The 25471-nt window shown below is 33.6% G+C and carries 19 protein-coding genes and 1 tRNA gene; 9 read left to right on the top strand and 11 right to left on the bottom strand.

Going from position 1 to position 25471, the window contains the following annotated elements:
- Positions 1–8: 8 nt before the first annotated feature.
- From atpG to ACFFGL_RS08730, 7 genes are all read left to right on the top strand, one after another.
- Positions 9–872 (top strand): ATP synthase F1 subunit gamma, encoded by an 864-nt coding sequence (atpG, locus tag ACFFGL_RS08760; protein ID WP_309726834.1) that lies wholly within the window; start codon positions 9–11, stop codon positions 870–872.
- A gap of 91 nt (positions 873–963) precedes the next feature.
- On the top strand, positions 964–2391 hold the full coding sequence (locus tag ACFFGL_RS08755; RefSeq protein ID WP_309726835.1) for an oligosaccharide flippase family protein: 1428 nt from the start codon (positions 964–966) through the stop codon (positions 2389–2391).
- Between the two features lie 4 nt (positions 2392–2395).
- Positions 2396–2827 carry a dUTP diphosphatase gene (gene dut / locus ACFFGL_RS08750; protein WP_309726836.1) on the top strand — a complete coding sequence of 144 codons (432 nt, stop codon included), beginning with the start codon at positions 2396–2398 and terminating at the stop codon, positions 2825–2827.
- Between the two features lie 28 nt (positions 2828–2855).
- Positions 2856–3869, top strand: coding sequence for a sugar phosphate nucleotidyltransferase (locus tag ACFFGL_RS08745; protein WP_309726837.1), 1014 nt, complete (start codon positions 2856–2858; stop codon positions 3867–3869).
- Between the two features lie 7 nt (positions 3870–3876).
- A complete protein-coding gene (locus ACFFGL_RS08740; protein ID WP_309726838.1) occupies positions 3877–5253 on the top strand; it encodes a tetratricopeptide repeat protein in 1377 nt (458 codons plus the stop codon).
- 4 nt (positions 5254–5257) lie between these two features.
- Positions 5258–6040 (top strand): DUF4292 domain-containing protein, encoded by a 783-nt coding sequence (locus ACFFGL_RS08735; protein ID WP_309726839.1) that lies wholly within the window; start codon positions 5258–5260, stop codon positions 6038–6040.
- On the top strand, positions 6037–7260 hold the full coding sequence (locus tag ACFFGL_RS08730; RefSeq protein WP_309726840.1) for a murein hydrolase activator EnvC family protein: 1224 nt from the start codon (positions 6037–6039) through the stop codon (positions 7258–7260). The genes ACFFGL_RS08735 and ACFFGL_RS08730 overlap by 4 nt, the downstream gene beginning before the upstream one ends.
- Here ACFFGL_RS08730 and ACFFGL_RS08725 read toward each other — a convergent pair whose 3' ends face one another.
- Entirely contained in the window at positions 7261–8481 is a 1221-nt protein-coding gene (locus tag ACFFGL_RS08725) for a hypothetical protein (RefSeq protein ID WP_309726841.1), read from the bottom strand. It abuts the gene before it with no gap.
- Between the two features lie 116 nt (positions 8482–8597).
- Here ACFFGL_RS08725 and ACFFGL_RS08720 point away from each other — a divergent pair, with 116 nt between their 5' ends.
- Positions 8598–9425, top strand: a complete 828-nt coding sequence (locus tag ACFFGL_RS08720; RefSeq protein ID WP_309726842.1) for an alpha/beta fold hydrolase — start codon at positions 8598–8600, stop codon at positions 9423–9425.
- Between the two features lie 54 nt (positions 9426–9479).
- Here the strand turns inward: ACFFGL_RS08720 and ACFFGL_RS08715 are convergent.
- From ACFFGL_RS08715 to ACFFGL_RS08680, 8 genes are all read right to left on the bottom strand, one after another.
- Positions 9480–9553: transfer RNA gene (locus ACFFGL_RS08715), tRNA-Ala, on the bottom strand.
- 55 nt (positions 9554–9608) lie between these two features.
- Positions 9609–11060, bottom strand: a complete 1452-nt coding sequence (locus ACFFGL_RS08710) for a potassium/proton antiporter (protein WP_309726843.1) — start codon at positions 11058–11060, stop codon at positions 9609–9611.
- A 31-nt stretch (positions 11061–11091) separates the two neighbouring features.
- The gene (locus ACFFGL_RS08705; protein WP_309726844.1) at positions 11092–12033 is read right to left on the bottom strand and encodes an NADP-dependent oxidoreductase; all 942 of its coding nucleotides are present in this window, start codon (positions 12031–12033) and stop codon (positions 11092–11094) included.
- Positions 12034–12042: 9 nt separating this feature from the next.
- The gene (locus ACFFGL_RS08700) at positions 12043–12885 is read right to left on the bottom strand and encodes an alpha/beta hydrolase family protein (RefSeq protein WP_309726845.1); all 843 of its coding nucleotides are present in this window, start codon (positions 12883–12885) and stop codon (positions 12043–12045) included.
- Positions 12886–12887: 2 nt separating this feature from the next.
- Positions 12888–15614 carry a PD-(D/E)XK nuclease family protein gene (locus ACFFGL_RS08695; RefSeq protein ID WP_309726846.1) on the bottom strand — a complete coding sequence of 909 codons (2727 nt, stop codon included), beginning with the start codon at positions 15612–15614 and terminating at the stop codon, positions 12888–12890.
- Between the two features lie 69 nt (positions 15615–15683).
- A complete protein-coding gene (locus ACFFGL_RS08690) occupies positions 15684–17054 on the bottom strand; it encodes an OmpA family protein (RefSeq protein ID WP_309726847.1) in 1371 nt (456 codons plus the stop codon).
- 117 nt (positions 17055–17171) lie between these two features.
- Positions 17172–18368, bottom strand: coding sequence for a glycine C-acetyltransferase (kbl, locus tag ACFFGL_RS08685; protein ID WP_309726848.1), 1197 nt, complete (start codon positions 18366–18368; stop codon positions 17172–17174).
- Positions 18369–18399: 31 nt separating this feature from the next.
- Positions 18400–21627: a UvrD-helicase domain-containing protein gene (locus ACFFGL_RS08680; RefSeq protein WP_309726849.1), complete on the bottom strand. Its 3228-nt coding sequence runs from the start codon at positions 21625–21627 to the stop codon at positions 18400–18402.
- Between the two features lie 102 nt (positions 21628–21729).
- Between ACFFGL_RS08680 and ACFFGL_RS08675 the strand changes: the two genes are divergently transcribed.
- Positions 21730–22338 (top strand): superoxide dismutase, encoded by a 609-nt coding sequence (locus ACFFGL_RS08675; RefSeq protein ID WP_309726850.1) that lies wholly within the window; start codon positions 21730–21732, stop codon positions 22336–22338.
- Between the two features lie 226 nt (positions 22339–22564).
- Here the strand turns inward: ACFFGL_RS08675 and ACFFGL_RS08670 are convergent, their stop codons facing one another.
- Positions 22565–24463 carry an amidophosphoribosyltransferase gene (locus ACFFGL_RS08670; RefSeq protein WP_309727157.1) on the bottom strand — a complete coding sequence of 633 codons (1899 nt, stop codon included), beginning with the start codon at positions 24461–24463 and terminating at the stop codon, positions 22565–22567.
- A gap of 60 nt (positions 24464–24523) precedes the next feature.
- The gene (locus ACFFGL_RS08665; protein WP_309726851.1) at positions 24524–25450 is read right to left on the bottom strand and encodes a PfkB family carbohydrate kinase; all 927 of its coding nucleotides are present in this window, start codon (positions 25448–25450) and stop codon (positions 24524–24526) included.
- Between the last annotated feature and the right edge of the window lie 21 nt (positions 25451–25471).

Genomic DNA, 25471 nt, shown 5'->3' with positions numbered 1-25471 from the left:
CTAATAGAATGGCAAATTTAAAAGAATTACGAAGCAGAATTACCTCGGTTTCTTCAACGATGCAGATTACCAGCGCCATGAAAATGGTATCGGCTGCAAAGTTGAGTAGAGCGCAAGATGCGATTACTGCTATGCGTCCTTATTCTGAAAAACTTAGTGAGCTTCTTCAGAATTTAAGCGCCACTTTAGAAGAAGGAAGTGAAAGTAAATTTGCAGAACAACGCGAAGTAAATAATGTACTTGTTGTAGCAATTTCTTCTAATCGTGGTTTAGCAGGTGCTTTTAACACCAATATTATTAAAGGAGTTAAAAGTGTAGTTAACAATCGTTTTGAAGGAAAAAACATTCAGCTTTATACATTAGGAAAAAAAGCGAATGATATTTTAAAAAAGAATTTCACTATTGCTAAAAATAATAATGAAATTTTTGATAAGCTTGAATTTGATGAAGTTGCAGAGATTGCTGAAGAAATTATGCAAGCTTTTGTAGAAGGAAAATACGATAAAGTGATGTTGGTTTATAACAGCTTTAGAAATGCCGCTACGCAAATTGTTACCACAGAGCAGTTTTTACCAATTGTTCCTACCGAACCAGAAGAAAACGAAGTAACTTTAGATTACCAATTTGAACCTGAAAAAGATCAAATTGTAAAAGAGTTAATTCCTAAATCTTTGAAAATTCAATTGTTTAAAGCTTTAAGAGATTCTTTTGCTTCTGAACACGGTGCGCGTATGACAGCAATGCACAAAGCAACCGATAACGCTACCGAATTAAGAGATGATTTAAAACTTCAGTATAACAAAGCTCGTCAAGCATCGATTACCAACGAAATTTTAGAAATTGTTGGTGGTGCTGAAGCGTTGAATAATTAACATTATTGTTCAATAAAATAATTTAAAAAGCCTTACAATTTGTAGGGCTTTTTTTTGTTGTGTACTTTTATAATCTAATCACGAAAATAGATTGGCAGCACTAAAAAAATTCTTCAGAGACACGGTTATTTATGGTTTAGCAACTGTGTTGCCTAGATTGATGAATATTATCTTGGTGCGTTTACATACTGATACTTTAGAGCGAGCAAGCTATTCAGACAACACATATTTTTATGTTTATGCAGCTTTTTTTAACGTGCTATTGACCTATGGAATGGAAACCGCTTTTTTTCGATTTTTTAGTAAATCGGAAAAGAAAGATTCGGTTTTTTCCACTGCATTTATCAGTATTTGTACTTCTACAATTGTCTTAATTGGTATAGCCTTTTTGTTTAATGATGAAATCGCTTCCTTTGTAAACTTAAAATTACACTATTTTAACCTCTTAATCTCTTTACTCGCTTTAGATACCTTGGTTGTTATTCCATTTGCTTATCTGCGAGCCACTGGAAGACCACTAAAATTTATGAGCATAAAGCTGGTAAATTTAGCCATTTATGTAGGCTTAAACTTTTTCTTTCTTTGGTTTATTCCTACCTATAACATTTCCTTTACTTTTTATCAGCCTACAGATTTGGTGCAGTATATTTTTATTTCTAATCTAGCCGCTAGCTTAGTAACATTTTTACTTTTATTGCCTTACTTCTTTAGATTAAAAATACAATTTGATACTGAAATTTTTAAACAGTTATTTAATTATGGCTGGCCAGTTATGGTTGCAGGGTTGGCGTATGTGGTTAATGAAAATTTTGATAAATGGCTGTTGCCTGAAATGCTTAATAAAGATATTAACGGAGCCTATAGTGCGTGTTACAAAATAGCAGTATTTATGACCATTTTTATACAGGGCTTTCGCTTAGGCGCCGAACCTTTCTTTTTTAATCACGCGGCAGAAAAAAATGCAAAAGAAACCTATGCGTTTATCATGAAATATTTCGTGATTTTAGGAAGCTTAATACTTATCGCTATTAGTATTTACTTGGACTTTTTTAAACAATTGTTAGTAGACAACCCGGATTATTGGATCGCTATTAATATAGTTCCCATAGTTTTGTTGGCTAATTTGTGTTTAGGAATTTATTTTAACCTTGCAATTTGGTATAAACTGACCGATAAAACACGTTACGGAATGTATATTTCTGTAATTGGAGCCATAGTAACAATTGCTTTTAATTACTTCATGATTCCTAAGTTAGGTTTTATGGCTTCCGCTTGGGCTACATTAATTGCGTATGTGGTAATGATGGGAATTTCGTATGGATTAGGAAGAAAACATTATCCGGTTCCCTACCCTGTAAAAAGCATTCTGGTGTATTTAAGTATTGCTATTTTTATGAGCTTTTTTTCCTACTATCAACTTGACAACAATTTAGTGATTGGAACTGTCTTTCTTTTTATATTTTTGGGAATAATCTATCTGAAGGAAAGAAAAGAAATTATCCAATTATTACAATCTTAGAAAAATGAATATAAAAATCATTAATAAATCCAAGCACGATTTGCCTTCTTATGAAACCGTAGCTTCCGCAGGAATGGATCTTCGTGCAAATTTAGAAGATAAAATTATTTTAAGTCCGTTAGACCGAATTATTGTAAAAACCGGACTTTTTATAGAACTCCCGGTAGGTTTTGAAGCACAAGTTAGACCCAGAAGTGGTTTGGCAGCAAAAAAAGGAATTACCGTCTTAAACGCGCCTGGCACGATTGATGCCGATTATCGTGGAGAAATTGGTGTAATTTTAGTGAACCTCTCTAAAGAAGCATTTACTATAAACGATGGCGAACGTATTGCGCAACTGGTAATTGCAAAACACGAACGTGCAGAATGGACAGAAGTTGAAAAATTAGAAGAAACCGCTCGAGGTGAAGGCGGTTTTGGGAGTACCGGAAAATAACTACCAAAAAAATAAAATTGCTAATTATATGAAAATTATAGTTCCAATGGCAGGTCGTGGTTCGCGACTTCGTCCACATACGTTAACCGTTCCGAAACCTTTAATTCCAATTGCTGGAAAACCGATTGTTCAACGTCTTGTTGAAGATATCGCAAAAGTGTTAGAAGAAAAAGTAGATGAAGTTGCTTTTGTAATCGGTAAAGATTTCGGGGAAGAGGTAGAAAAAAATCTTACCAAAATAGCTGAAAATTTAGGTGCAAAAGCCAGCATTTATATTCAAGATCAACCTTTGGGAACCGGTCACGCAATTATGTGCGCCAAAGATTCTTTAGAAGGTCCGGCGGTAATCGCTTATGCTGACACACTATTCAAGGCAGATTTCACGTTAGATACTTCATCAGATGGAGTTATTTGGGTTAAACAAGTTGAAAACCCAAGTGCTTATGGTGTCGTGAAATTAAACGATAAAAATCAGATTACCGATTTGGTGGAAAAGCCGAAAGATAAAGTTTCAGATTTAGCCGTCATCGGGATTTATTATTTTAAAGATGTAAATATTTTAAAAGAACAACTCCAAGAAGTGTTAGATGAAAATTTATTGCGCGGCGGTGAATATCAAATCAATGACGGAATTGAAAAAATGAAGCAGAAAAATTACATTTTCACTCCTGGAAAAGTTGATGAGTGGATGGACTGCGGAAATAAAAACGTGACAGTAGAAACTAACGGAAGAGTCTTAAACTTTTTACAAGAAGAAAATTCAGAAAAGCTCGTTTCAGCATCTGTAGAATTAAAAAACAGCAAAATTATAGAACCGTGTTATATTGGTGAAAATGTGGTTTTAGAAAATTCAACTGTTGGCCCGCATGTTTCTATCGGTAATAATTCTGAAGTAAAAAATTCAACTATAGAAAATAGTTTAATTCAAGAAAACAGCTTGGTTCAAAATGCAAAATTAAATAATGCAATGATCGGAAATCATGCTAAATTTGATGGAAAGTTTACCGAAATCAGTATTGGCGATTATTCCGTATTAGAGTAAAATAAATTTGAAAATACACAGGTTTTACATACACTTTTTTTTCCTATTCGGAATAATTTTTATTCCGCAACACGCGTTTTCTCAAAAGGAAAATGACACACTTGCTATTGCCAAAGGTGAAGTAAATCAAGACGATTTAGGAAATGTAACCGATAAGTTTCAAGAATATTTTTTTGAAGCGCTCAAGCAAAAAGCCATCGAAAATTATGAAAAAGCAATTTCAGCTTTAAAACAATGTGAAAAATTGCGACCCAATGAACCGGTGGTTTGGTTTGAATTAGGGAAAAATTATAAAGCGCTAAAAGATTTTACAAATGCTGAAGAATATTTTAAGCAAACCTTAGCAGAAAAACCGAAAGATCAACAAGTTTTAGTTGAATTATTCGATGTGTATTTTCAAACACAAAATTACACTTCAGCTATTGAAATCGCGAAAAAACTAACCGCTTTCGAGGTAAATTATTATGAAGATTTAGCCAATCTTTACATGTTAACCAAATCGTATACTAAAGCTTTGGAAGCGCTCGATGTAATTGATGCAAAACAAGGCGCGAGTGAATATCGTGACGATTTAAGACGAAAAATTTATCTTGAATCTGATGATAAAAACGGGCAAGTTGCTTATTTGGAAGATAAAATTGAAACCGATCCCGACAATAAACAAAATTACCTGAATCTCATTTATTTTTACAGCGAAACCGGTGCGATTAAAAAAGCTTATGAAGTCGCTCAAAAATTACGTGAAATTTATCCTGATGCCGCCGAAGCCCATTTAGCTTTGTACAAAATTTATATTGAAGAAGGCGAGTTGGAAAAAGCGGTAGAATCCATGAAAATAGTGCTGAATAGCGAAATGATTTCCGAAGATATTAAGCAAAAAGTGATAAAAGATTTTACTCAATTTGTACAAAAAAATCCACAATTCGAAAATCAATTAGTAAGTGTTTTAGGCGAAGAATTAAATTATGGAGAACAATCGAATAAACAATTAGGCGAATATTATATCGGAAACGATAATTCTAAAGCAATTTCGTATTTAAAAAAAGCGCTCGATGAAAATCCATCAGATTTTGAAGTGATAAAAAAGCTATTATTACTTCAAATAAAAGAAAAACAATTTGAAGATGCACTTGCTTTAAGTGACCGAACGCTGGCGGTTTTTCCCACCCAGCCTATAATTTACTTATTGCAAGGTGTTTCTTTCAATGAAACCGAACAATTTAAAAAAGCGGAAGAAAGCTTGTTAACCGGTTTAGATTTTTTAATTGAAAACCCACAAATGGAAGCCGATTTTTATCAGCAATTAATCATCGCTTATAATGCACTGGGAAACCAAGAAAAATTAAAAAAATACCAAGAAAAAGCTGCAACACTGAAAAAATAAAGCATTGAAAAGACAATTAGTAAAATATATAGGAATAATATTTTTCACCTTAGCCGTGATTGCTTGCGGAAGTAAAAAAGCCGTTACAAGATCGATAGAAAGCGATGCAGATGCTGCAACTTTAATTAAAAAGCACAATGCTTCAGAAGTAGATTTTAAGACCTTAGAAGCGCGCTTACGCGGAAGTTATGTAACCGAGGAAGAACAACAATCTATTTCGGTAAGTATGCGAATGGAAAAAGATAAAGTAATTTGGTTAAGTGCAAAATTAGCCGGAATTATTCCGCTAGCGAAAGTAAAAATTACCCCAAATCGCGTGCAATATTATGAAAAGATAAATGGAACGTATTTCGATGGCGATTTCAGTTTATTAAGTAAGTGGTTAGGCACAGATCTCGATTTTAAAAAGGTTCAGAATTTATTAATCGGTCAAGCAATTTATAATTTAAATGCAGAACCTTACAAGGTTGAAAATACCGATCAAGGTGTTCGGTTGGCTTCAAAAAATAATTCAGAAGTGGCAAAATTTATATTATTAAATCCTGTAAATTTTCGTGTAAAAGCTCAACAATTAGTGCGAGAAAAGGAAAACCAAAGCGTTACGGTTTCTTATCCAGAATATGAAGATTTTGAAGGGAAACAATTTCCGAAAGAAATTAATATAGCCGTAAACGAAAAGGCGAAAAACACCAATATTACAATTAGTTATAGAAGTTTAAGTTTTAATGAACCGGTAAGTTTTCCTTTTGAAATTCCTTCAGGTTACGATGAAATGATTATTGAATGAGAATTATAAAATCTATATACGCGCTATTTTTTCTATTCTTTTTAGCAACTAGTTTTGCTGGTTTTTCCCAAAGTAAAGAGCGAGAAAAACTCGAGCAACAACGCTTAGAATTACGTGCGCAAATTCAGCAAATCAATAAATTATTAACCAACACGCGCCAGCGGGAAAAATCTGTTTTAACAGAAGTTGAAGATTTAGATCATCGCATTAGAACCACCGAAAGTTTAATAAAAGTCACCAACCAAGAAGCGAATTTATTAACGCGCGAAATCAATGAAAATTTAAACAAAATACAGAAGCTTCGGAAAGATTTAGAAAAGCTGAAAGAAGATTATGCGAAAATGATTCAGAAATCATATAAAAGTAAATCGAAGCAAAGTAGAATTATGTTTTTATTTTCTTCAGAAAGCTTTTTGCAAGCTTATAAACGTTTGCAGTATATGAAACAATATACCAACTACCGAAAAGAACAAGGGGAAGAAATTAAACGCCAAACGCTTCTTTTGCAACAATTAAATAAAGACTTGGTCGAACAGCGTAAAGCGAAAGAACAATTATTAGCTGAAAATAGAGAAACACGCGAAAAATTACGAAAAGATAAAGAGCAACAGAAAGCATTAATTGCTTCTATTCAGCAGAAAGAAGGTCAAATAAAAAATGAACTTCAGCAAAAGCAAAAAGAAGTTTCAAAAATTGATGCGCAGATCGAAAAATTAATTCGCGAGGCAATTGCCGCGGAAAATAAAAAGAAAGGATCTACTTCTACTAGTAAGTTTGAATTAACTCCTGAAGCGAAAGCTTTAGCCGCAAATTTTACAGCAAATAAAGGAAAATTACCTTGGCCCGTTAAATCGGGATTAGTAGCAATGAAATATGGTAGAAATCCGCATCCTATTGTTAAAACACTTTCTATACAAAGTAATGGTGTTCGTATTGAAACAAATGAAAAAGAGCCTGTACGTGTTGTTTTTGAAGGAACAGTTTTTAAAATTCAAGCTATTCCGGGAGCAAATAAGGCAATTTTAGTTCGTCACGGAGATTATATTACCGTTTATAATAATTTAGCTGAAATTGATGTTGAAGTTGGCGATAAGCTTTCTACTAATCAAATAATAGGAAGAGTAGGTCGACACACTTCTACTGGAAGACCTACCCTAACTTTTTTAATTTATAAAAACACTCAAACTTTAGATCCGGCATTATGGATTTATAAAATGTAATTATGGGCAAGTAGGAGGTAAAAATTCCAATACCTCGCAACAATCAGGATTATCATTAATACAAACCTTGATATAATCTTCTTGTAACCCGCTTAATTCAAAATTAGGTAAGGTTAAGGGTAAATCATTTAAATTATAATTTCCAACGAATTCATCGTTTCGCACATACAGATCAAACGAACTATTTCCTGCATTTTGATGATTAAAATCGATGGTTAATTCATAGGTGTTGTCTCCATTACAATTGCCCGGCGTTGCGGTTAAATCAGTAATTTCACATTCGTTTTCTTCTAGACAATTTGGCGGAGTAAATTCGATTACTTGGCAACAATCGGGATTGTCGTTAATACAAACTTTAATATAATCATCATCTAAACCGCTAGTTTCAAAATTTGGTAAGGTTAGCGGTAAATCATCTAAGCTGTAATATCCAATTGATTCATCATTTCTAACATATAAATCAAAAGATTGATTGGTTGCATTTTGATGATTAAAATCGATCGTCAATTCATAGGTATTATCACCAATACAATTGCCCGGCGTTGCGGTTAAATCAGTAATTTCACATTCGTTTTCTTCTAGACAACTTGGCGGAGTAAATTCGATTACTTGGCAACAATCGGGATTATCGTTAATACAAACTTTAATATAGTCATCATCTAAACCGCTAGTTTCAAAATTTGGTAAGGTTAGCGGTAAATCATCTAAGCTGTAATATCCAATTGATTCATCGTTTCTAACATATAAATCAAAAGATGGATTGGTTACATTTTGATGATTAAAATCTATCGTCAATTCATAGGTATTGTCTCCATTACAATCTCCTGTGGTTGCGGTTAAATCAGTAATTCCACAATCATTTTCTTCTAAACAACTTGGCGGTGTAAATTCAATTACTTGACAACAATCGGGATTGTCGTTAATACAAACTTTAATATAATCATCATCTAAACTACTAGTTTCAAAGTTTGGCAAAGTAAGGGGTAAATCGTTTAAGTTATAATTTCCAATCAATTCATCGTTTCTAATATATAAATCAAAAGATTGGCTCGTTGCATTTTGATGGTCAAAATCGATGGTTAATTCATAGGTATTATCGCCGTTACAATCTCCAGGAGTTGCGGTTAGATTTGTGATCTCACAATTTTCAATGGAATCTGTTTCATTATCGCAGCTTACGAAACCCAGAGCAAACACAAGTAGTATAATTAATTTTTTCATAAAATATTATTTTATTAATTCATTAGCTAACATAACCTTAAGAAGTGATGTTATTGATCTGTTAAGCACTTTTGAATTACTTTTTAAATCTGTTATCTTACCCATAAAACAATCTTATGCCATTTATTACTACTGAAAAAGAGAAAAAAGTTGACATCTATTACGAAGATTTCGGAAAAGGACAACCCGTGATTTTAATTCATGGTTGGCCGTTAAGCCATAAATCGTGGGAAGGTCAGGTCGCCACATTAGTAGACGCCGGTTATCGAGTAATTTCTTATGATAGAAGAGGTTTCGGATCATCTTCGGCTCCGTGGGGAGATTACGATTATTCAACCCTTGCGCAGGATCTAAGAAAATTAATTCTTGAACTCGACCTTAACGATTGTATTATTGTTGGATTTTCGATGGGTGGAGGAGAAGTAGTTCGTTACTTTACCGATTACGGAAATGATCGTATTGCAAAAGCCGCTTTAATTAGTTCAATTATTCCACTAGTGAAGAAAAAGGACGATAACCCAAAAGGTGTTCCTGAGGAAGATTTACAGGATATTATGAAATCACTAAAGAGTAACCGAATAGGTTTTCTAAAAGAATTTCACAAAAATTTCTATAATTATGATGAAATGAAGAACAAAATGAGCGAAGCCCAATTAGATTACGATTGGTCAATCGCTTCTCACGCTTCACCAATTGCAACTATAAAATGTGCAGAAGCTTGGGCGGAAACCGATTTTCGAGAAGAATTAAAAAATGTAAACGTTCCAACTTTAATTGTACACGGCGCTGCAGATAATATTGTTCCAATTGAAAGTGCAGGAGATCAAGCTGCAAAAGGAATTAAAGATAATACCTACGAAGTTTTCTCTGATGGTCCGCACGGATTAAATGTGACACATAAAGTAAATTTAAACGAAAAATTGCTTCATTTTTTTAAGAAATAAAAAGCTAGGAAATATAAATGAAAAAGCCCGAAATATTTTTTCGGGCTTTTTTTGTGGAGAATATCGGAGTCGAACCGATGACCTTTTGGCTGCCAGCCAAACGCTCTAGCCAGCTGAGCTAATCCCCCAACGTTCAGCTAAAATAGGTATAATTTTAGAATTGAAATTAAATTTTTTGTATTTCTAACCGAATTTTTTAGCTACAATATCTAAATCTTTACTTTTAGCTGAGATTAATTGCAAAGTATCACCAACTTGAAGTTTGGTGCTACCTTCCGGAACAAAATATTTATTATTCCTAATAATCATTACAATTAATGTGTTCTTCGGTAGTTTTAATTGATATAGCTTTTTATTAACCGCTAAACTATTTTCAGTTAAAATAATTTCTGCAGTTTCCGTTTTTGTTTCATCAGAAAAAGCAAAAGAACTGGCCTTTTTTAAGGATTTTGTATTTTTATCTTCTACCCCTAGCCATTTTGCCATTTTAATAATTGTAGTTCCTTGTAACATAATAGAAACCAAGGTTACGATAAAAACGATATTAAAAATTAAATCTGCTTTTTCTAGACCCGCTACCATCGGAAAAGTTGCAAATACAATAGGAACAGCGCCTCGTAAACCAACCCATGAAATAAATAATTTATTTTTTACAGGAACTTTAAAAAAGGCTAAACTAATGAAAACACTTAGCGGTCTAGCCACGAGAATTAAAAATAAAGCAATAAATAATCCTGTTAATGCAACTGGAATAATATGCGATGGAAAAACCAGTAAACCGAGGGTTAAGAAGAGAATTATTTGCATTAGCCATGCGAAACCATCAAAAAATTCTCTTAAGGAATTCTTTCTAATTAATTTACTATTTCCTAATAAAACTGAAGAAATATAAACCGCAAGAAACCCGTTTCCACTGAGAACTTCTGTAAGGGAATAAATTATAAAACTTAATGAAATTCCTAATACGGGATACAATCCTTCAAAATCTAGGGCGATTCGGTTAATTAATAATTTACTTAATTTTCCTAATCCAAATCCTAAAACTGCTCCAATACTAATTTGAAGTACTAACTCTAGAATAGAATCTATTACATTAAATTCATTTACTAAAACTATTCCTGTCAATAAAGTGGTTAAAAAGTACGCCATTGGGTCGTTACTTCCACTTTCTAATTCTAAGAGAGGTCTAATTCCGCCTTTTAAATTTACGTTGTTAGAACGTAAAATTGAAAAAACCGCAGCAGCATCTGTAGAAGAAATAATAGCTCCCAATAAAAAAGATTCTGCTAGGGTGAAATCTAACAAATAGTAGGTGAAAATACCTACGGTTCCTGCAGTAATAAAAACCCCTAATGTTGCTAAAATTCCACCTTTGTAAAGAACGGGTTTTACAGCATTCCACCGGGTGTCTAATCCGCCGGAAAATAAAATTACATTTAATGCAATTATTCCTACAAATTGAGCTGCAAGCGGACTGTCAAAATTAATTCCTAATAATCCTTCTGAGCCGGCTAACATTCCCACAGCTAAGAAGAGCACTAAGGTAGGTACACCAAATCTGTACGAGGTTTTACCTGCCAAAATACTTATGAGCAATAAAAATGAACCAATAAGAATGATGAAGGCTAAATTCACTTGAGGTTGGTTTTACCGGAGTAAAGTTAATCTAAAATGTAATTACAATTTTTCCCTTAGTATTACCTTTTTCTATGGATTGATGTGCTTTTTTAATTTCAGAAAAATCATAGCGTTCAGAAATATGTGGTTTCACTTTTTCACTTTTCAGTAAAATGCTAATTTCTTCCAAATCTTTTTTGGTGGGTTTCACTTTAAAAGCTACACCTTTACAACCTTTTGCAGCTGCTTTTTCTTCTACGCCGTCATTTGTGGCGGTAGGAATACAAATAATTATTCCACCTTTTTTTAAGGTTTTTAAAGATCGGTCAATATAATCTCCGCCAATTAAATCGAACACAACATCTACGTTAGCAACTTCTTCTTCAAAATTGGTTTTTTTATAATCGACGTGTTTATCGACACCAAGTGATTTTAAAAATTCACTTTTTTCTGCGGAAGCTGTCGCAATTACTTCAGCACCAAAATGTTTAGCAAATTGAACACCAAAATGTCCCACGCCGCCACCTGCTGCGTGAATTAATACGCGTGATTTTTCGGTTAATTTGCCTTCATACTTTAAAGCTTGATATGCGGTTAAAGCAGCTAATGGAATTCCGCCGGCTTCATTTTTATTTAAATTCTGCGGAAGTTTTACCAAATCTTCTGGTTTTGCAACTACATATTCAGCATAAGTTTTACCGAAATCTGGAAAATTAATCATTCCAAAAACGTTATCATTCAACGAAAAATCTTTGACTTCTTTTCCTTTTTCTACAACTGTTCCGCATAAATCCCAACCTAAAATACTCGGTTTGTCGGCTAATAATTTTTCAGTAAAACGGTTTCCTTTTCGTGTTTTAATTTCAATAGGATTAATACCTACCGAAGCGGTTTTAATTAAAACTGCTTTAGCTGAAGGAATTGGTTTTTCAATTTCTTCAACACTTAATTCTTCAACGCCACCGGCTTTTTTTAAAATAATAGCTTTCATACGTGTAATTTATGCTTTTAAAAATGCTTTGGTTTCTTTACAAACTTCAGTTAAATCTTGAGATAATTGTGAGGAATTCCAAGGGTGTTTTGTATTAAAAACATGATTACTTTTTTCTAAAAAATAAGTTTTACTTCTGGGATTCCATTGGTGTAATTTATCGGCTTCACTAATGGAAACCGAAGAATCTCCTTTTGCATGAATTATAAGCTGCGGAATTTCTAATTTTTTTACTGCATTTTGAATCGACAAGCGCTCTTTATTGGCTTGAAAATTTTCATAAAACTGAATATAATGCGGCATTTTTTGCTTTGTTCTACCGTTTTCTATGTAATAAACCTTGTCTTTTTTCCATTTTTCTAAGGCTTCTCCTTCTGGAAAACGCGAGGCAAAATCTGAAACGCCAGCCCAAGTCACTACTTTTTTAACCGTTTTATTTTCGGCTGCTTTTAGCAAAACAATTCCGCCGCCACGGCTGTGACCAATTAAATTGAGCTTTCGAACATCGGCGTCTGAAGAAAATTCTTTAGTAGTAATAATCCAATCGATAACGGTTTGCAAATCATCTAATTGTTTGGTGTAATTATCGTTTCCAAAAGCCTCTAAATCTGGAAAATCTATCGGTTCTTCAGGTGTTCCGCCATTGTGCGAAAAATTAAATTTTATAAAGAAAAAGTCTTCTTGCGCAAAGCGTTCTGCTACTAAATTCCACGCGCCCCAATCTTTAAAACCTTTGTAACCGTGACAAAAAATAACGATAGGTTTGGGTTTATGCGTGGGCTGATAATATACATCGGTAACAATAGGTTTATTATGTTTCCCTTTTAAGGTGAAATTTTTTTCTTTTATCATAATCACACTTCTTTTTCTGTAAATGGAATGTTCGGGTCAAAAATTTCGAGAATTAATTTTTCAATTTCAATATGAAATTTTTGAAGCGTTTTTTCATCAATTAACTGATTTTTTCCTGCCGAAATATCGGTGAATTTAAGATACGATTTTTTTAAGTTTTTAAACGAAATAATTCCGGCTTGTGCAGAATTAATCGGTGTTTTTTTATGAATCATATATGCATAACATAAAACTTGAAATGCCTTACTGAATTTATAATCGTTGGTTAATTGTTCCCAATTTTTTAGGTTTAAATCGGGCTGATCTACTTTTCCCGTTTTATAATCGATAATGCGTAAATTTTCATCTAATTGATCTACGCGATCCACTTTTCCGCCGATATAAATTGGAAAATCTAAGTTCTCAATTTCGAGTTTTGCTTTTAATTTATTTTCAATTTGAATAATTTGAAGCGAATGTTGCTCGAGTGTTTTTAATTCTTGCTGTAAAAAATTTGAAATATAACGCTTGGCGATTTCAAAAACGATGAGGTTTTTGCCTTGGTTTATGGGTGCTTGTTTATAGGTTTTTTGAAACTCTTTTACAATTTGTTGGTTGGCTTCAGTTTGCATTTTTTTCAGAATAGCAGCATCAATATTTTTACCTTCATAAGGTTTGTAGAGATGTTCTAAGGTGTCGTGAACTACGGTTCCTAAGGTATTTGCAGCAATCGATTCTTCAACTTCTTCGGTATCGCGAATTCCTAACACATAATTTTTGTAAAAATCGAGTGGATTTCTAATGTAGCTTGTTAATGCTGAAGGAGAAAAACCATATTTGGCTAAGTTTTTAAGTTTTTCTAAAACCTCCGGTGTTTTGTCAATTTGTTTTAAATCGCGCTTCGTAGTATGAACATTAGGATTTATTTGATGAAAAGTTAGCGTATGTTTTGGCTGTTTTTCTATTTGAAGTTGTGTTATAAATCGGCTTTGTTCGCCTGCTTGAAATCCGCTTTGGTCGTTATTATATAATAAATGTACTTCTTTGGCACGTTGCAATAATCTGTAGAAATGATATGCGTAAACCGCGTCTTTTTCTTTATAAGTCGGCAGTTGATATTCCTTCTTTAAATCATATGGAATAAAGGAATTATTGCTTTTTCCTGCCGGAAGCAAACCTTCGTTAACCGAGCTAATAATCACGCGTTCGTAATCTAAGACACGCGTTTCTAGCATTCCCATAATCTGTAAACCATCGAACGGCGAACCGCTAAAATCTAAGGATTCGGTACTTAAGGTATCTTTATAAATTTTATGAAGCGCTTGAATGGAATTTATGGGGTTATTTTCAGCTAATAAATTCTGGATTTTTTTGAATAGTTTATTGAAATGAAATAAATATTCGATTTCTAAAGAGGAAGCTTGCTGTAATTCTTCCTTTAAAATTAATGTAATTTTTTCGAGCGCTTTTAAAAAATTAGTGACATTATCTTTATAATTTGTAAAACAATTTTTTAAAAGCTCGACTTTGTCTTCTGAAATAATTGATTGAAGTAGATGAAGAGAAATAAACACCTGATTTTCTTCGGCTATTTTTTGCTGAAGAATATGCGAGGTTTCCCCTAAATAATTAATCACAAACGGATGATTTAAAATATCCATCACCGGTTTGTAATAATATTTTTCAGTCTTTTCTTCCTGAATCACAAACAGACTTTCGAATAATGATGCTAAAGGCGTTTCGGCTAAAGGTAAACCCATGGTGATATTCGCCTTTTCTACATTTGCCGGTAATGAGTTTAACAACGGAAGTAACAAAGCTTCATCATTTAAAGCAATTGCCGTGTTGGTCAACTCTTCAGCTGAATAATTTTTAAGTAAATTTCCTATGTGTTTGGCTTGTCCTATATTTTTTGGAATTCCGTAAACTTCAATAGTTTTTTCTGCGGAATAATTGTCAGCAATCCAATTAAATATTTTTTTATTTTCGTTAAAAACAGGCCAGTTTTCTTTGTATTGTCTCAAAAATAAAGATGCATCATGCGCTTTATCTTGAAAGAAAACTTTGTCAATATCCCAAAAAACTTCGCCTTTGTTTTTTTCTATTACGTGTTGAATAATTTTTTGCTCGGCATTATTAAGCGCGTTGAAACCAATAAAAATAAATTGTCGATCTTCAGTTGCTAAATACTCTTCAATCTTAATTGAAGCTTCCCGATAAATTAAACCTTGATAAGCTTCGTTTTCAGCGAGTAATTTTTCTGTGTAATGTTTATAATATTCAGGTAATTTATGCCAGAACTTTAAATAATTTTGAATTAATTCTGTTTGCTCATCTGGGTAAGACCAATGGTTGAGATCTTGAATTTTTGATAAATAGGAGAAAAAATCTTGTGAATCTATGAGGTAACGATCAATTTCATTGAAATCGTAAATAAGCGTTTGCGCCCAAGCATAAAAAGTTTCAAAATCTTCTTTATCATTTTTATCTGTGAGAGAGCTATAGGTTTCATAAAACTTAAAGAGTGAATTGGTATTATCTAAGGGTTTTAAGTTGGTAATATCTACAATAAATTCTTCGATGCTGAGAACCGTAGGTGCAAAAATGGTTTCTGTTACTTTTTGCTTAATTTCATTTTTTAAGAATCCACCTGCTCTTTTACTGGGCAAAATAAAAACCAGCTGAGATAAATCGGCAGAATTTTGTTCTAAAATTTTCGAAAGAGTTTCTTCAATAAAAGTCTTTATCATAAGAGTAAAAATAAAAAACGCCTCAACAAAGTGAGGCGTTTTTTCTAAAATTTAGAGTGAAATTATTATTTAGTCTCTATTTTTTTCAAGAGAAACTTCAACTCTTCTGTTTTTCTGTCTTCCAGCTTCAGTTTTATTGGTAGCGATTGGTCTTGTTTCACCGTAACCTTCAGAAGTTACTCTGTCGGTATCAATATTTTCTTTATTTACTAAGTAATCACGTACTGAAGCAGCTCTTTCTTTCGAAAGTTTCAAGTTATATGAATCACTTCCACTACTATCTGTATGACCTTCGATGTGGAATACAGTATTTGGATATTCGTCCATAATTTCAGCGATAGATTCTAAAGCATCATAAGATTCTGTACGAATTGTTGCTTTATTAAGATCGAATAAGATTGTTTTAGAATACTCGTTCAATTCGTTAATAATTTCAACAGTCACCTCAGGACATCCGTTGTTTGCTTTTGTACCTGCAACATCTGGACACTGGTCATCTTTATCTAAAACGCCATCGTTATCTCTATCTTCGTAAGGACAACCGTCGTTTTCTCTAGGACCTGCTTCATTAGGACAGTTATCATCACCATCTTTAATTCCGTCACCGTCAGAATCTGGACAACCGTTCATAGATTCTAAACCAGCAACTGTTGGGCAATCATCGTCTGGATCTGCGATTCCGTCACCATCGGTATCAGGACAACCGTTAAATTCAGCTGGACCAGCTTGATCTGGACAAGCATCTTCTTTATCTGGGATTCCATCACCGTCAGAATCTGGGCAACCATTAAATTCTGCTAAACCAGGAGTTTCAGGACATTCATCTTCATCATCATAGATTCCATCCCCGTCAGTATCCGTTCCACCGAAAGCGATTTTAATTCCTGCAACGTGTTGAAAATGACGAAAACCACCTTCATTTTTATCATCTAAAGAATGTTTGTAAGTAGATTGAAGGTTAAAAGCAATATTATCGGTAAACCAGAAATTAAAACCAAGTGTTCCGTTTACTGTTCCGTTACCTTCTTCATCAACCCATGTGTAACCTCCACCAACTCCAAGAAATGGATCAAACCATCCTTCTTCATTAATGAATTGTCTAAAACTGTAGTTTACGGCTCCATCAATTGCATAATAGGTTAAATCATCTACAGGTTGTTTATCAATGTTGTCTAATCTGTTAATAGATCCCGCTAACTCTGCAGAAAAGCCTGCTCCAACGTATCTCCCAACAGAGATTCTAGATACAGAAGGAAGGATGTTCCAATTATCTACATTAAAAAATTCTTGGAATTTGTGATCTTCATTTGCAGGATAACTATCTACTGCATTTGTTCCGATACTTACCGTCCAAGGATTATTTTCATCTTGTGCACTTACTGTATTTGTAAGACCAAAGATGAACAAAGAAGCTAATAATAATCTGCTAAGATGTTTCATATTCTTAAGTTTAAATTAAGTGTTAATTAAAGCAAAAGTAAACCGTTAAGGAGTATTAACAAAACTAAATGTAATAAAATTTTCTTAACAGTCTTTGTTATCCCCTATTATTGCTACTTATATTACTCCGAGTTCTTTTCCTATTTTAATAAATGCGTTAATTGCTTGATCTAAATGATCTTTAGTGTGAGCTGCGGAAAGCTGCACGCGAATTCTGGCTTTACCTTTAGGGACTACAGGATAAAAGAACCCAATAACGTAAATACCTTCTTCTAATAATTTATTAGACATTTGTTGAGATAATTTAGCATCATATAGCATAACGGGGACAATAGCAGAATCTCCATCGATAATATCGAAACCAGCTTCCTTCATTCTTTTCTTGAAATAATTTGTGTTTTCTTCTAATTGATCCCTAAGCTTTGTGTCTTTAGAGAGCATATCGAAAACCTTTATTGACGCGCCAACAATTGCAGGAGCCAAGGAATTAGAAAATAAATAAGGTCTTGATCGTTGGCGAAGCATATCAATAATTTCTTTTTTACCGGTGGTATAACCTCCCATTGCACCGCCTAAGGCTTTCCCGAGTGTTCCTGTAATAATATCTATTCGATCTAAAACGCCTTTTTCTTCTAAGGTTCCTCTTCCGGTTTCACCGATAAATCCTGTAGCGTGACATTCGTCTATCATTACCATCGCGTCATACTTTTCAGCTAAATCGCAAATTTTATCAAGTGGTGCTAAAAGTCCGTCCATAGAGAAAACACCATCGGTAACAATAATTTTAAAACGCGCGTTACTTTCGTTTGCGGCTTTTAATTGTTTTTCCAGATCTTCCATATTGTTATTTTCATAACGATAACGGGCAGCTTTACACAAACGAACGCCATCAATAATGGAAGCGTGATTTAACGAATCTGAAATAATTGCATCTTCTTTGGTAAAAAGTGGTTCAAAAATTCCGCCATTGGCATCGAAAGCCGCAGCATAAAGAATAGTATCTTCCGTTTGGTAAAAATCGGCTATTTTTTGTTCTAACGTTTTATGAATGTCTTGCGTGCCACAGATAAAACGAACGCTGCTCATTCCAAAACCATGCGAATCCATCGTGTCTTTTGCCGCTTGAATAACTTCTGGATGAGAAGAAAGTCCTAAATAATTGTTGGCACAGAAATTTATAACTTCTTGCCCCGTATTAATTTTAATTACCGCGTCTTGTGGCGAAGTAATTATACGCTCTTTTTTATAAAGCCCTTCTTCTTCAATATTTTTTAATTCTTCTTGTAGATGATTTTTTAATTTATCGCTATACATAAAGTTTATTTTTTATTAGTTGAACACAAAATTAAACATTCTTCACCGTAACCTCATCATTTAAATAAACCAATAGTTTTTTGGTTACGGTATAATTCATTTCTGAAATCGCTTCAGCATAAGAATTTATTTGGTTTACGTGATTTTCAGAGAAATTACCAGTTTTATAATCTATAATTATGGCGTTGGTTTTTAGTAAACACAAGCGGTCTAAACGAATAAAGTTTCCCTTGTTTAAGATTTCTTTTTCATTAAAAATTTCATATTTATCGGTAAAATATTCTTCGAGTTGGGAATGATTCACGACGTTCTCAATTAATTTTTTGAAATTTTGTTTTTCTTCAGTGCTTATAAAACCTTCTAAAATGAATTTTTCCAGAACTTCTGAAACATCATTTTTTGTTATTATTTGCTGAAGTATTTCATGAACCAATTCTCCACGATTTATAGCTTCTTCTTGTCGGGTTTGCCATAAACTTCCCGATTTGGTAATGATACTTAAATTATGATCTGCCGGAGAAGTCGATACAAAAGTTGAATTTTTTTCTTTTTCTAGTTCAATTTTTTCTTCGGAATTGTTTTCAGTTAAATTTCCGAATTCATATTCGGTTTTTTCAGTTTTCCAAAGCTGTTGCGTTTTTAAATAATTAATGACAAGTCCCGAAAACGTATTTATTTTTTCTTCTCCTTTTCTATCTAAATCTAGTTTGGAAATAATGTAAAGTTGCTTTTCAGCTCTGGTTAACGCGACGTATAAAACATTTAATGCGTCTAATTCATTCTGAAATAAAAGTTCTTGATAAGCCGCCGAACTATTTTCAGAATAATGCAACATTTTTTTCTGTGCCGCTAAATATGCCAACGGAATTTCATTGGGTTTTTCTTCCAACGGAATCCATAAATTATCTAATCGCGTATCGCTTAACGATTGGTTGGCAAACGGATAAATTACAATCGGAAATTCTAAACCTTTCGATTTATGAATCGTCATAATTTGTACCGCGTTTTCACCTTCTGGCACTACAATACTAAGTTTGTCTTTTTTCTGTTCCCAATACTCTAAAAAGCCCGAAAGTCCGCTGCTAAATTTCTGCGTAAATTCATAAATAACGTCTAAGAAAAACTGCAAATACGCGTTTGCTTTTGCGGTTAGCGAGAAACTTCTAATAATATATTCTACCGCGTCGTAAAGTGGTAAACGTTGTAAAATCGCTAAGCTGAAATAAATACTTTGCGCAGTAAATTGATCGAAAAATGCTTGCTCATTTGCCGCTAATCGAGCTTCAAAAAAAGTAAAATGATTTTCGGTAGTCGAAAAATTTTCAAAAATGAAATCTAAAACTTCAAATTTAATATTTGCATCGTTTGGGCGAACAGAAAATTGCAACAGCGAAACTATAAAATGAACGCTCGGCGATTGGTTAATCAACAAGGTTTCAGAAGAAATAATAGGGATCTCGTGTTCATTTAAATAATTGGCAATTGCGATTCCTTCCTCTTTTTTTCGGACTAAAATGCAAATATCTTTTTTAAAATAGCCTTTTTCTTCAACGTTTAAAATCGTTTCAAGTACTTGCTGCGGATAAACTTCCAGTTCTTCCTCTTTATTTGTAGCTTCAATAAAATTCAAATTCACATAACCTGAACTTGATTTAATAATTTCTTGATTGGCTTGCTGAAATAAATATTGATAGGGTTCGAAACTTAAAAATTGTGAAACATGCTTAAAAAAATTATTGTTGAACGCCACAATTTCTTTACTACTTCTGTAATTTGCCGGTAATTTTATAATTTCTTGCTGAATAGAAAACGGATTTACTTCTTGGCTTAACGCCATAAATTGTTCTGCTTTTCCGCCGCGCCAACGATAAATTGATTGTTTTGCATCGCCAACCAAACTTAAACTTCCCGTGGCTGAAGCCAAGCTATTGTCGATTAACGGAATTAAATTTTTCCATTGCAAAAGCGAAGTATCCTGAAATTCATCTATAAAATAATGTTTATAGCGCTCGCCTAAACGTTCGTAAATAAATGGCGCCGGTTGATTTTGAATGCTTTTACTAATTTTAGTATTGAATTCTGAAATTAATAAAAGATTGCGTTCCTTTTTAATAAATTCAACTTCTTGATTTATCGCGGTGAGCAACGAAAGCGGCGTAATTTTTTTCTGAATTTGCTTTATAAAATCTATTTTATAGAATAAACGCTCACTTTGAAAATACAATTCCGCTATTTCCGGTTGAAATTTATCGATTAGTGTTTTTTCTTCTTCTGGTGCTTTTTTAGGATAAAGTGGTTCAGAAGAAATCGTTTCTTGCCATTTAGCGGTAGTTTTAAAAACGGCGGTAATTTCTTTTTCCAGAAGATGTTTAAAATGCTTCGGAATAGAACCTCTCGTAAAACTTGTTGGCGCTATAGAATGAGTTTCAAGAATATTGAAAAACGTTTCGCCGAGCTGCTGAATTTCCGCTACTGCTTTTTTTCGTTCCGTTTTAAGTTCTTCCGCGAAAGCGTTAAAATCTTCTAAGGTTTTATTCCGTAGAACTTGTAAAGCGGTTAAATTATTTTCGTTCACCAATAATTTTGCGACTTCAAATAAATCACGAGAAATATCCCAACTTTTATCATCATCGGCTTTAGAAATAGCAAAATCTATTAAAATATTGGTAAGCGTTTTGTTTTCTCCGGCTTTCGCAATTAAGCGGTCAACAGCCTCTTGTAAAACCGTTTCGGTATCGAGTTCGACTTCAAAATTTACGGGAATTCCTAAATCTTTAGCAAAAGTTCGTAAAATTCTGTGGGTAAAACCATCGATAGTAGAAATTTCAAAAGCCGCGTAATTATGGAGCAAACTTTTTAAAATTCGCTGTGATTTTTGCTGAATTTCTGTTGAATCTAATCCCGTTTTCTTTTCAACTTCTTGTAAAATATTTTTGTATTCTTCCGGAATTGTTTCCGCGGTAAATGCCGTAATCGTATTTATAATTCTAGATTTCATCTCATTCACCGCTTTGTTGGTAAACGTGATCGCCAAAATATTTTTATAGGCGTCTTTCTGAGAACTTTTTAATAAAATGGAAAGGTAATTTGAGACAAGCGTAAATGTTTTTCCGCTACCTGCAGAAGCGTCGTAAACTGTAAAAGGAGAAAGTTGGTTCAAGTTGAATTTTTGTCTAAAATAATTATTGTTTACCGCGAACGCAAATTCTCCTAAAGAATAGTTTAGCTCTATTTGGTATAAAAAATTAAAATAAAGCAAAACAGGCTTTTAAGTATTTTATAACATTTAATTATTTCACATGTATCGTTTAATAATTATTTTTGATGGAGATTAATATTAACACGAAAAAAACTATTCATTATGGCTTTTGAACAACCAAAATTAAAATACGCATTCGATGCACTAGAACCAAGTATTGATAAAGAAACAATGGAAGTGCATTACGGTAAACACCACGCCGGATATACAAAAAAATTGAATAATGCAATCGATGGAACTGATCTTGACGGAAAAAACATCGAAAACATATTAATGAACTTAGATATGTCTAACTCTGCAGTTCGAAATAATGGTGGTGGTTTTTATAATCACAACTTATTTTGGGAAGTAATGTCGCCAAACGGTGGTGGAAAACCAACTGGAGATTTAGCAGCAGCAATCGATGATAAATTCGGTTCTTTTGAAGCTTTTAAAGAAGAATTTGCAAAAGCAGCTGCAGGACAATTTGGTTCTGGATGGGCTTGGCTTTGCGTTCACGAAGGTGGAAAAGTTGAAATTTGCTCTACACCAAACCAAGATAATCCATTAATGCCAGGAGTTGGTTGCGGTGGTCATCCAATCTTAGGATTAGATGTTTGGGAACACGCCTATTATTTAAAATACCAGAATAAACGTCCAGATTACATTAACGCATTTTTTGATGTAATTAACTGGGAAGAAGTTTCAGCAAAATATGCTAAAGCAAAGTAATTAGCATAATTCTATAAAAACAAAAAGCGGAAGATTAACTTCCGCTTTTTTTTATGTTTTTATGAAATAAAAAAGGCGGTTTTGAAAACCACCCTTTTTGCCCCAAATTTTACCATAAACTTAACCTATTTAGATTATGGAGTTATAAATATATCATATTTTTATTGGTTTGTGAAAATAATTACCATTTTTTATTAAAATCGATAATTATTTTGCTTAATTTATACTAATAAGCGCGTGCTTTGTTTCCTTCATAAAAGTTTATAAAAGCTCGGTTTACCACTCGGTTTCCTCCCGGCGTTGGGTAATCACCGGTAAAATACCAATCTCCTAAATTATGCGGACAAGCTTTGTGTAATTTATCTACTGTTTGGTAAATTACTTTTACATCGGCGTTTATAGTCTCGTCGCTTAATAATTCAGCAATTTTATCTGAAATTTGTTCGTCTGTAAATGGCGCGTAAATTTCTTTTACGAAGTTGTAAACCTCGGTATCCTTTAAATCAACTTGCGCTTTACATTTTTCATAAACCTCTTTTACTACATCGTAATTTCCGTTTTCCTTTAAAAGTTCTAATGCGGCTTTAAAAGCTACAAAATCTTCTAAACGAGCCATATCGATTCCATAGCAATCTGGATAACGAATTTGTGGAGCTGAAGAAACTACGACTATTTTCTTTGGTCCTAAACGGTCCATCATTTTTAAGATACTCTTTTTGAGTGTTGTTCCGCGTACAATAGAATCGTCTATAATTACCAAATTATCTTCTGGTTTTACAACGCCGTAAGTAACATCGTAAACGTGCGCGACTAAATCGTCTCTACTACTATCTTCGGTAATGAAAGTTCTAAGTTTAGCATCTTTTATCGCGATTTTTTCGGTACGTAATCGATGCGATAAAATTTCAGTTAATCGTTCATCTGTTAAAGTGTCGCGTTCTTTTAAAATCGCTTGATTTTTCTGTCGGTTTAATTCATCTTGTGCTGCTTCAACCATTCCGTAGAAAGAAGTTTCCGCAGTATTCGGAATAAAAGAAAAAACTGAATTAATCGTATCATGATCGATTGCTTTTAAAACATCAGGCATAATATATTTTCCCAATTGCTTTCGTTCTTCATAGATTTCTGCATCGCTTCCGCGGGAAAAATAAATCCGTTCGAATGAACACGCTTTACGTTCTAAAGGTTCAATAATTTTTTTAATGGTAGTGGTGCCGTTTTTCTTGGTAATTAATGCGTGACCTGGCGGAAGTTCGGTAACTTCATCAAAAGGAACATTAAACACGGTTTGAATTACAGGTCGTTCTGAAGCGACAACTACAACTTCATCATCTTTATAGTAATATGCTGGACGAATTCCTGCAGGATCGCGTAAGACGAATGAATCTCCGTGACCCATTAAACCTGCCATTGCGTAACCGCCATCCCAATCTTTAGAAGATTTTTTAAGAATTTTTGCGACATTCAGCATTTCGGCAATATGCGGTGATGCTTCTCTTTTACTGTAACCTTGTTTTTTTAATTTTTTATAAAGTTTACGAACTTCGGAATCTAAAAAGTGACCGATTTTTTCCATTACGGTAACCGTATCGGCGCGTTCTTTTGGATGCTGACCGAGTTCTACCAAATTATCGAATAATTTGAAAACATTAGTCATATTAAAATTACCCGCTAAAATAAGGTTTCTGTGCATCCAATTGTTTTGACGCAAAAATGGATGCACGCTTTCGATGCTGTTTTTACCAAATGTTCCGTAACGAACGTGGCCTAAAAATAATTCACCTATATAAGGAATATTTTTTTTCTGCGCTTCGACATCTTCAGCATATTCAGGATTCAATTTTAGTTCTTCATTAATGCGGTCATTAATTTGAGCAAAAATATCTTGAATAGGTTGCGCTTGGTTAGAACGCACGCGGCTAATGTAACGTTCGCCGGGTAAAGTATCTAATTTAATGCTGGCTAAACCGGCGCCGTCTTGACCACGGTTGTGCTGTTTTTCCATCATTAAATACATTTTGTTTAGCCCGTAAAAAGCGGTTCCGTATTTTTCCTTGTAATATTCAAGGGGTTTTAAAAGTCTAATTTGCGCTATCCCGCATTCGTGTTTTAAAGCGTCGCTCATAATACTTGTTAGGGTGTTTGTTGCTACAAAAAAAGCCCCGTAAAAACAGGGCATAATTTTTTATTGGGTTAAATCGATTTTAAACTGCGTTAGCGATTTAAAAACTTTTAATCTTTTTTCAATTTCTTCATCGGTTAAATCGAGCATGCGTTCGGTGCCGAATTTTTCTACACAAAATGATGCTAAATTTGAGCCGTAAATAATAGCGTTTTTCATATTCTTAAACGAATAATCTCCGGTTTTTGCTAAATATCCTGAAAAACCTCCGGCAAAAGTATCGCCAGCTCCGGTTGGGTCAAAAACTTCTTCTAGCGGTAAAGCAGGAGCAAAGAACATTTCATTTTCATGGAACAATAAAGCGCCATGTTCTCCTTTTTTAATCACCACATATTTTGGGCCTATTTCTTGAATTTTTCGAGCAGCTTTCACTAATGAATATTCACCGGAAAGTTGTCTTGCTTCTTCGTCATTAATCGTAATTACATCAACTTTTTCAATAACCGTTTTTAAATCTTCCAGCGTATTGTCCATCCAAAAATTCATCGTGTCTAAAGCGATAAGCTTTGGGTTTTCAATTTGCTCGATTACGCTTAACTGAATAAGTGGATGCAAATTTCCTAACATCACAACTTCAGCGTTTTTATAACTTTCTGGGACTTTCGGCTGAAAATCTGCTAATACATTTAGTTGGGTGTCTAATGTATCGCGTGTGTTCATATCGTTATGATAGCGACCGCTCCAAAAAAAAGTTTTTCCGTCTTTTACGATTTCTAAACCTTCTAAATTTACATTGCGATCTTTTAAAATATTGAAATATTTATCCGGGAAATCATTTCCAACTACGGAAACAATAGCACTATCGATTCCAAATTTTTCGGCTGCAAGAGCGATATAGGTTCCGGCGCCTCCCAAAATTTTATCGGTTTTGCCAAAAGGTGTTTCAATGGCATCAAAAGCTACGGTTCCTACGATTAATAATTTACTCATTTATATTTTACTTTGCTGCAA

Origin of the sequence: Mesonia maritima (genome assembly GCF_042433895.1) — a bacterium.
Classification (GTDB): Bacteria; Bacteroidota; Bacteroidia; order Flavobacteriales; family Flavobacteriaceae; genus Mesonia; species Mesonia maritima.
The sequence above is the reverse complement of the archived record's forward strand: the minus strand, read 5'-3'. Positions and strand labels throughout refer to the sequence as shown.

Bases quoted from the DNA above. Each gene is read 5' to 3' on its own strand.
- ACFFGL_RS08690 (WP_309726847.1), bottom strand. From the start codon at position 17,054: ATGAAACATCTTAGCAGATTATTATTAGCTTCTTTGTTCATCTTTGGT.
- dut (WP_309726836.1), top strand. From the start codon at position 2,396: ATGAATATAAAAATCATTAATAAATCCAAGCACGATTTGCCTTCTTAT.
- ACFFGL_RS08665 (WP_309726851.1), bottom strand. From the start codon at position 25,450: ATGAGTAAATTATTAATCGTAGGAACCGTAGCTTTTGATGCCATTGAA.
- ACFFGL_RS08730 (WP_309726840.1), top strand. From the start codon at position 6,037: ATGAGAATTATAAAATCTATATACGCGCTATTTTTTCTATTCTTTTTA.
- kbl (WP_309726848.1), bottom strand. From the start codon at position 18,368: ATGTATAGCGATAAATTAAAAAATCATCTACAAGAAGAATTAAAAAAT.
- ACFFGL_RS08670 (WP_309727157.1), bottom strand. From the start codon at position 24,463: ATGAGCGACGCTTTAAAACACGAATGCGGGATAGCGCAAATTAGACTT.
- ACFFGL_RS08725 (WP_309726841.1), bottom strand. From the start codon at position 8,481: ATGAAAAAATTAATTATACTACTTGTGTTTGCTCTGGGTTTCGTAAGC.
- atpG (WP_309726834.1), top strand. From the start codon at position 9: ATGGCAAATTTAAAAGAATTACGAAGCAGAATTACCTCGGTTTCTTCA.
- ACFFGL_RS08700 (WP_309726845.1), bottom strand. From the start codon at position 12,885: ATGATAAAAGAAAAAAATTTCACCTTAAAAGGGAAACATAATAAACCT.
- ACFFGL_RS08745 (WP_309726837.1), top strand. From the start codon at position 2,856: ATGAAAATTATAGTTCCAATGGCAGGTCGTGGTTCGCGACTTCGTCCA.
- ACFFGL_RS08695 (WP_309726846.1), bottom strand. From the start codon at position 15,614: ATGATAAAGACTTTTATTGAAGAAACTCTTTCGAAAATTTTAGAACAA.
- ACFFGL_RS08705 (WP_309726844.1), bottom strand. From the start codon at position 12,033: ATGAAAGCTATTATTTTAAAAAAAGCCGGTGGCGTTGAAGAATTAAGT.
- ACFFGL_RS08675 (WP_309726850.1), top strand. From the start codon at position 21,730: ATGGCTTTTGAACAACCAAAATTAAAATACGCATTCGATGCACTAGAA.
- ACFFGL_RS08720 (WP_309726842.1), top strand. From the start codon at position 8,598: ATGCCATTTATTACTACTGAAAAAGAGAAAAAAGTTGACATCTATTAC.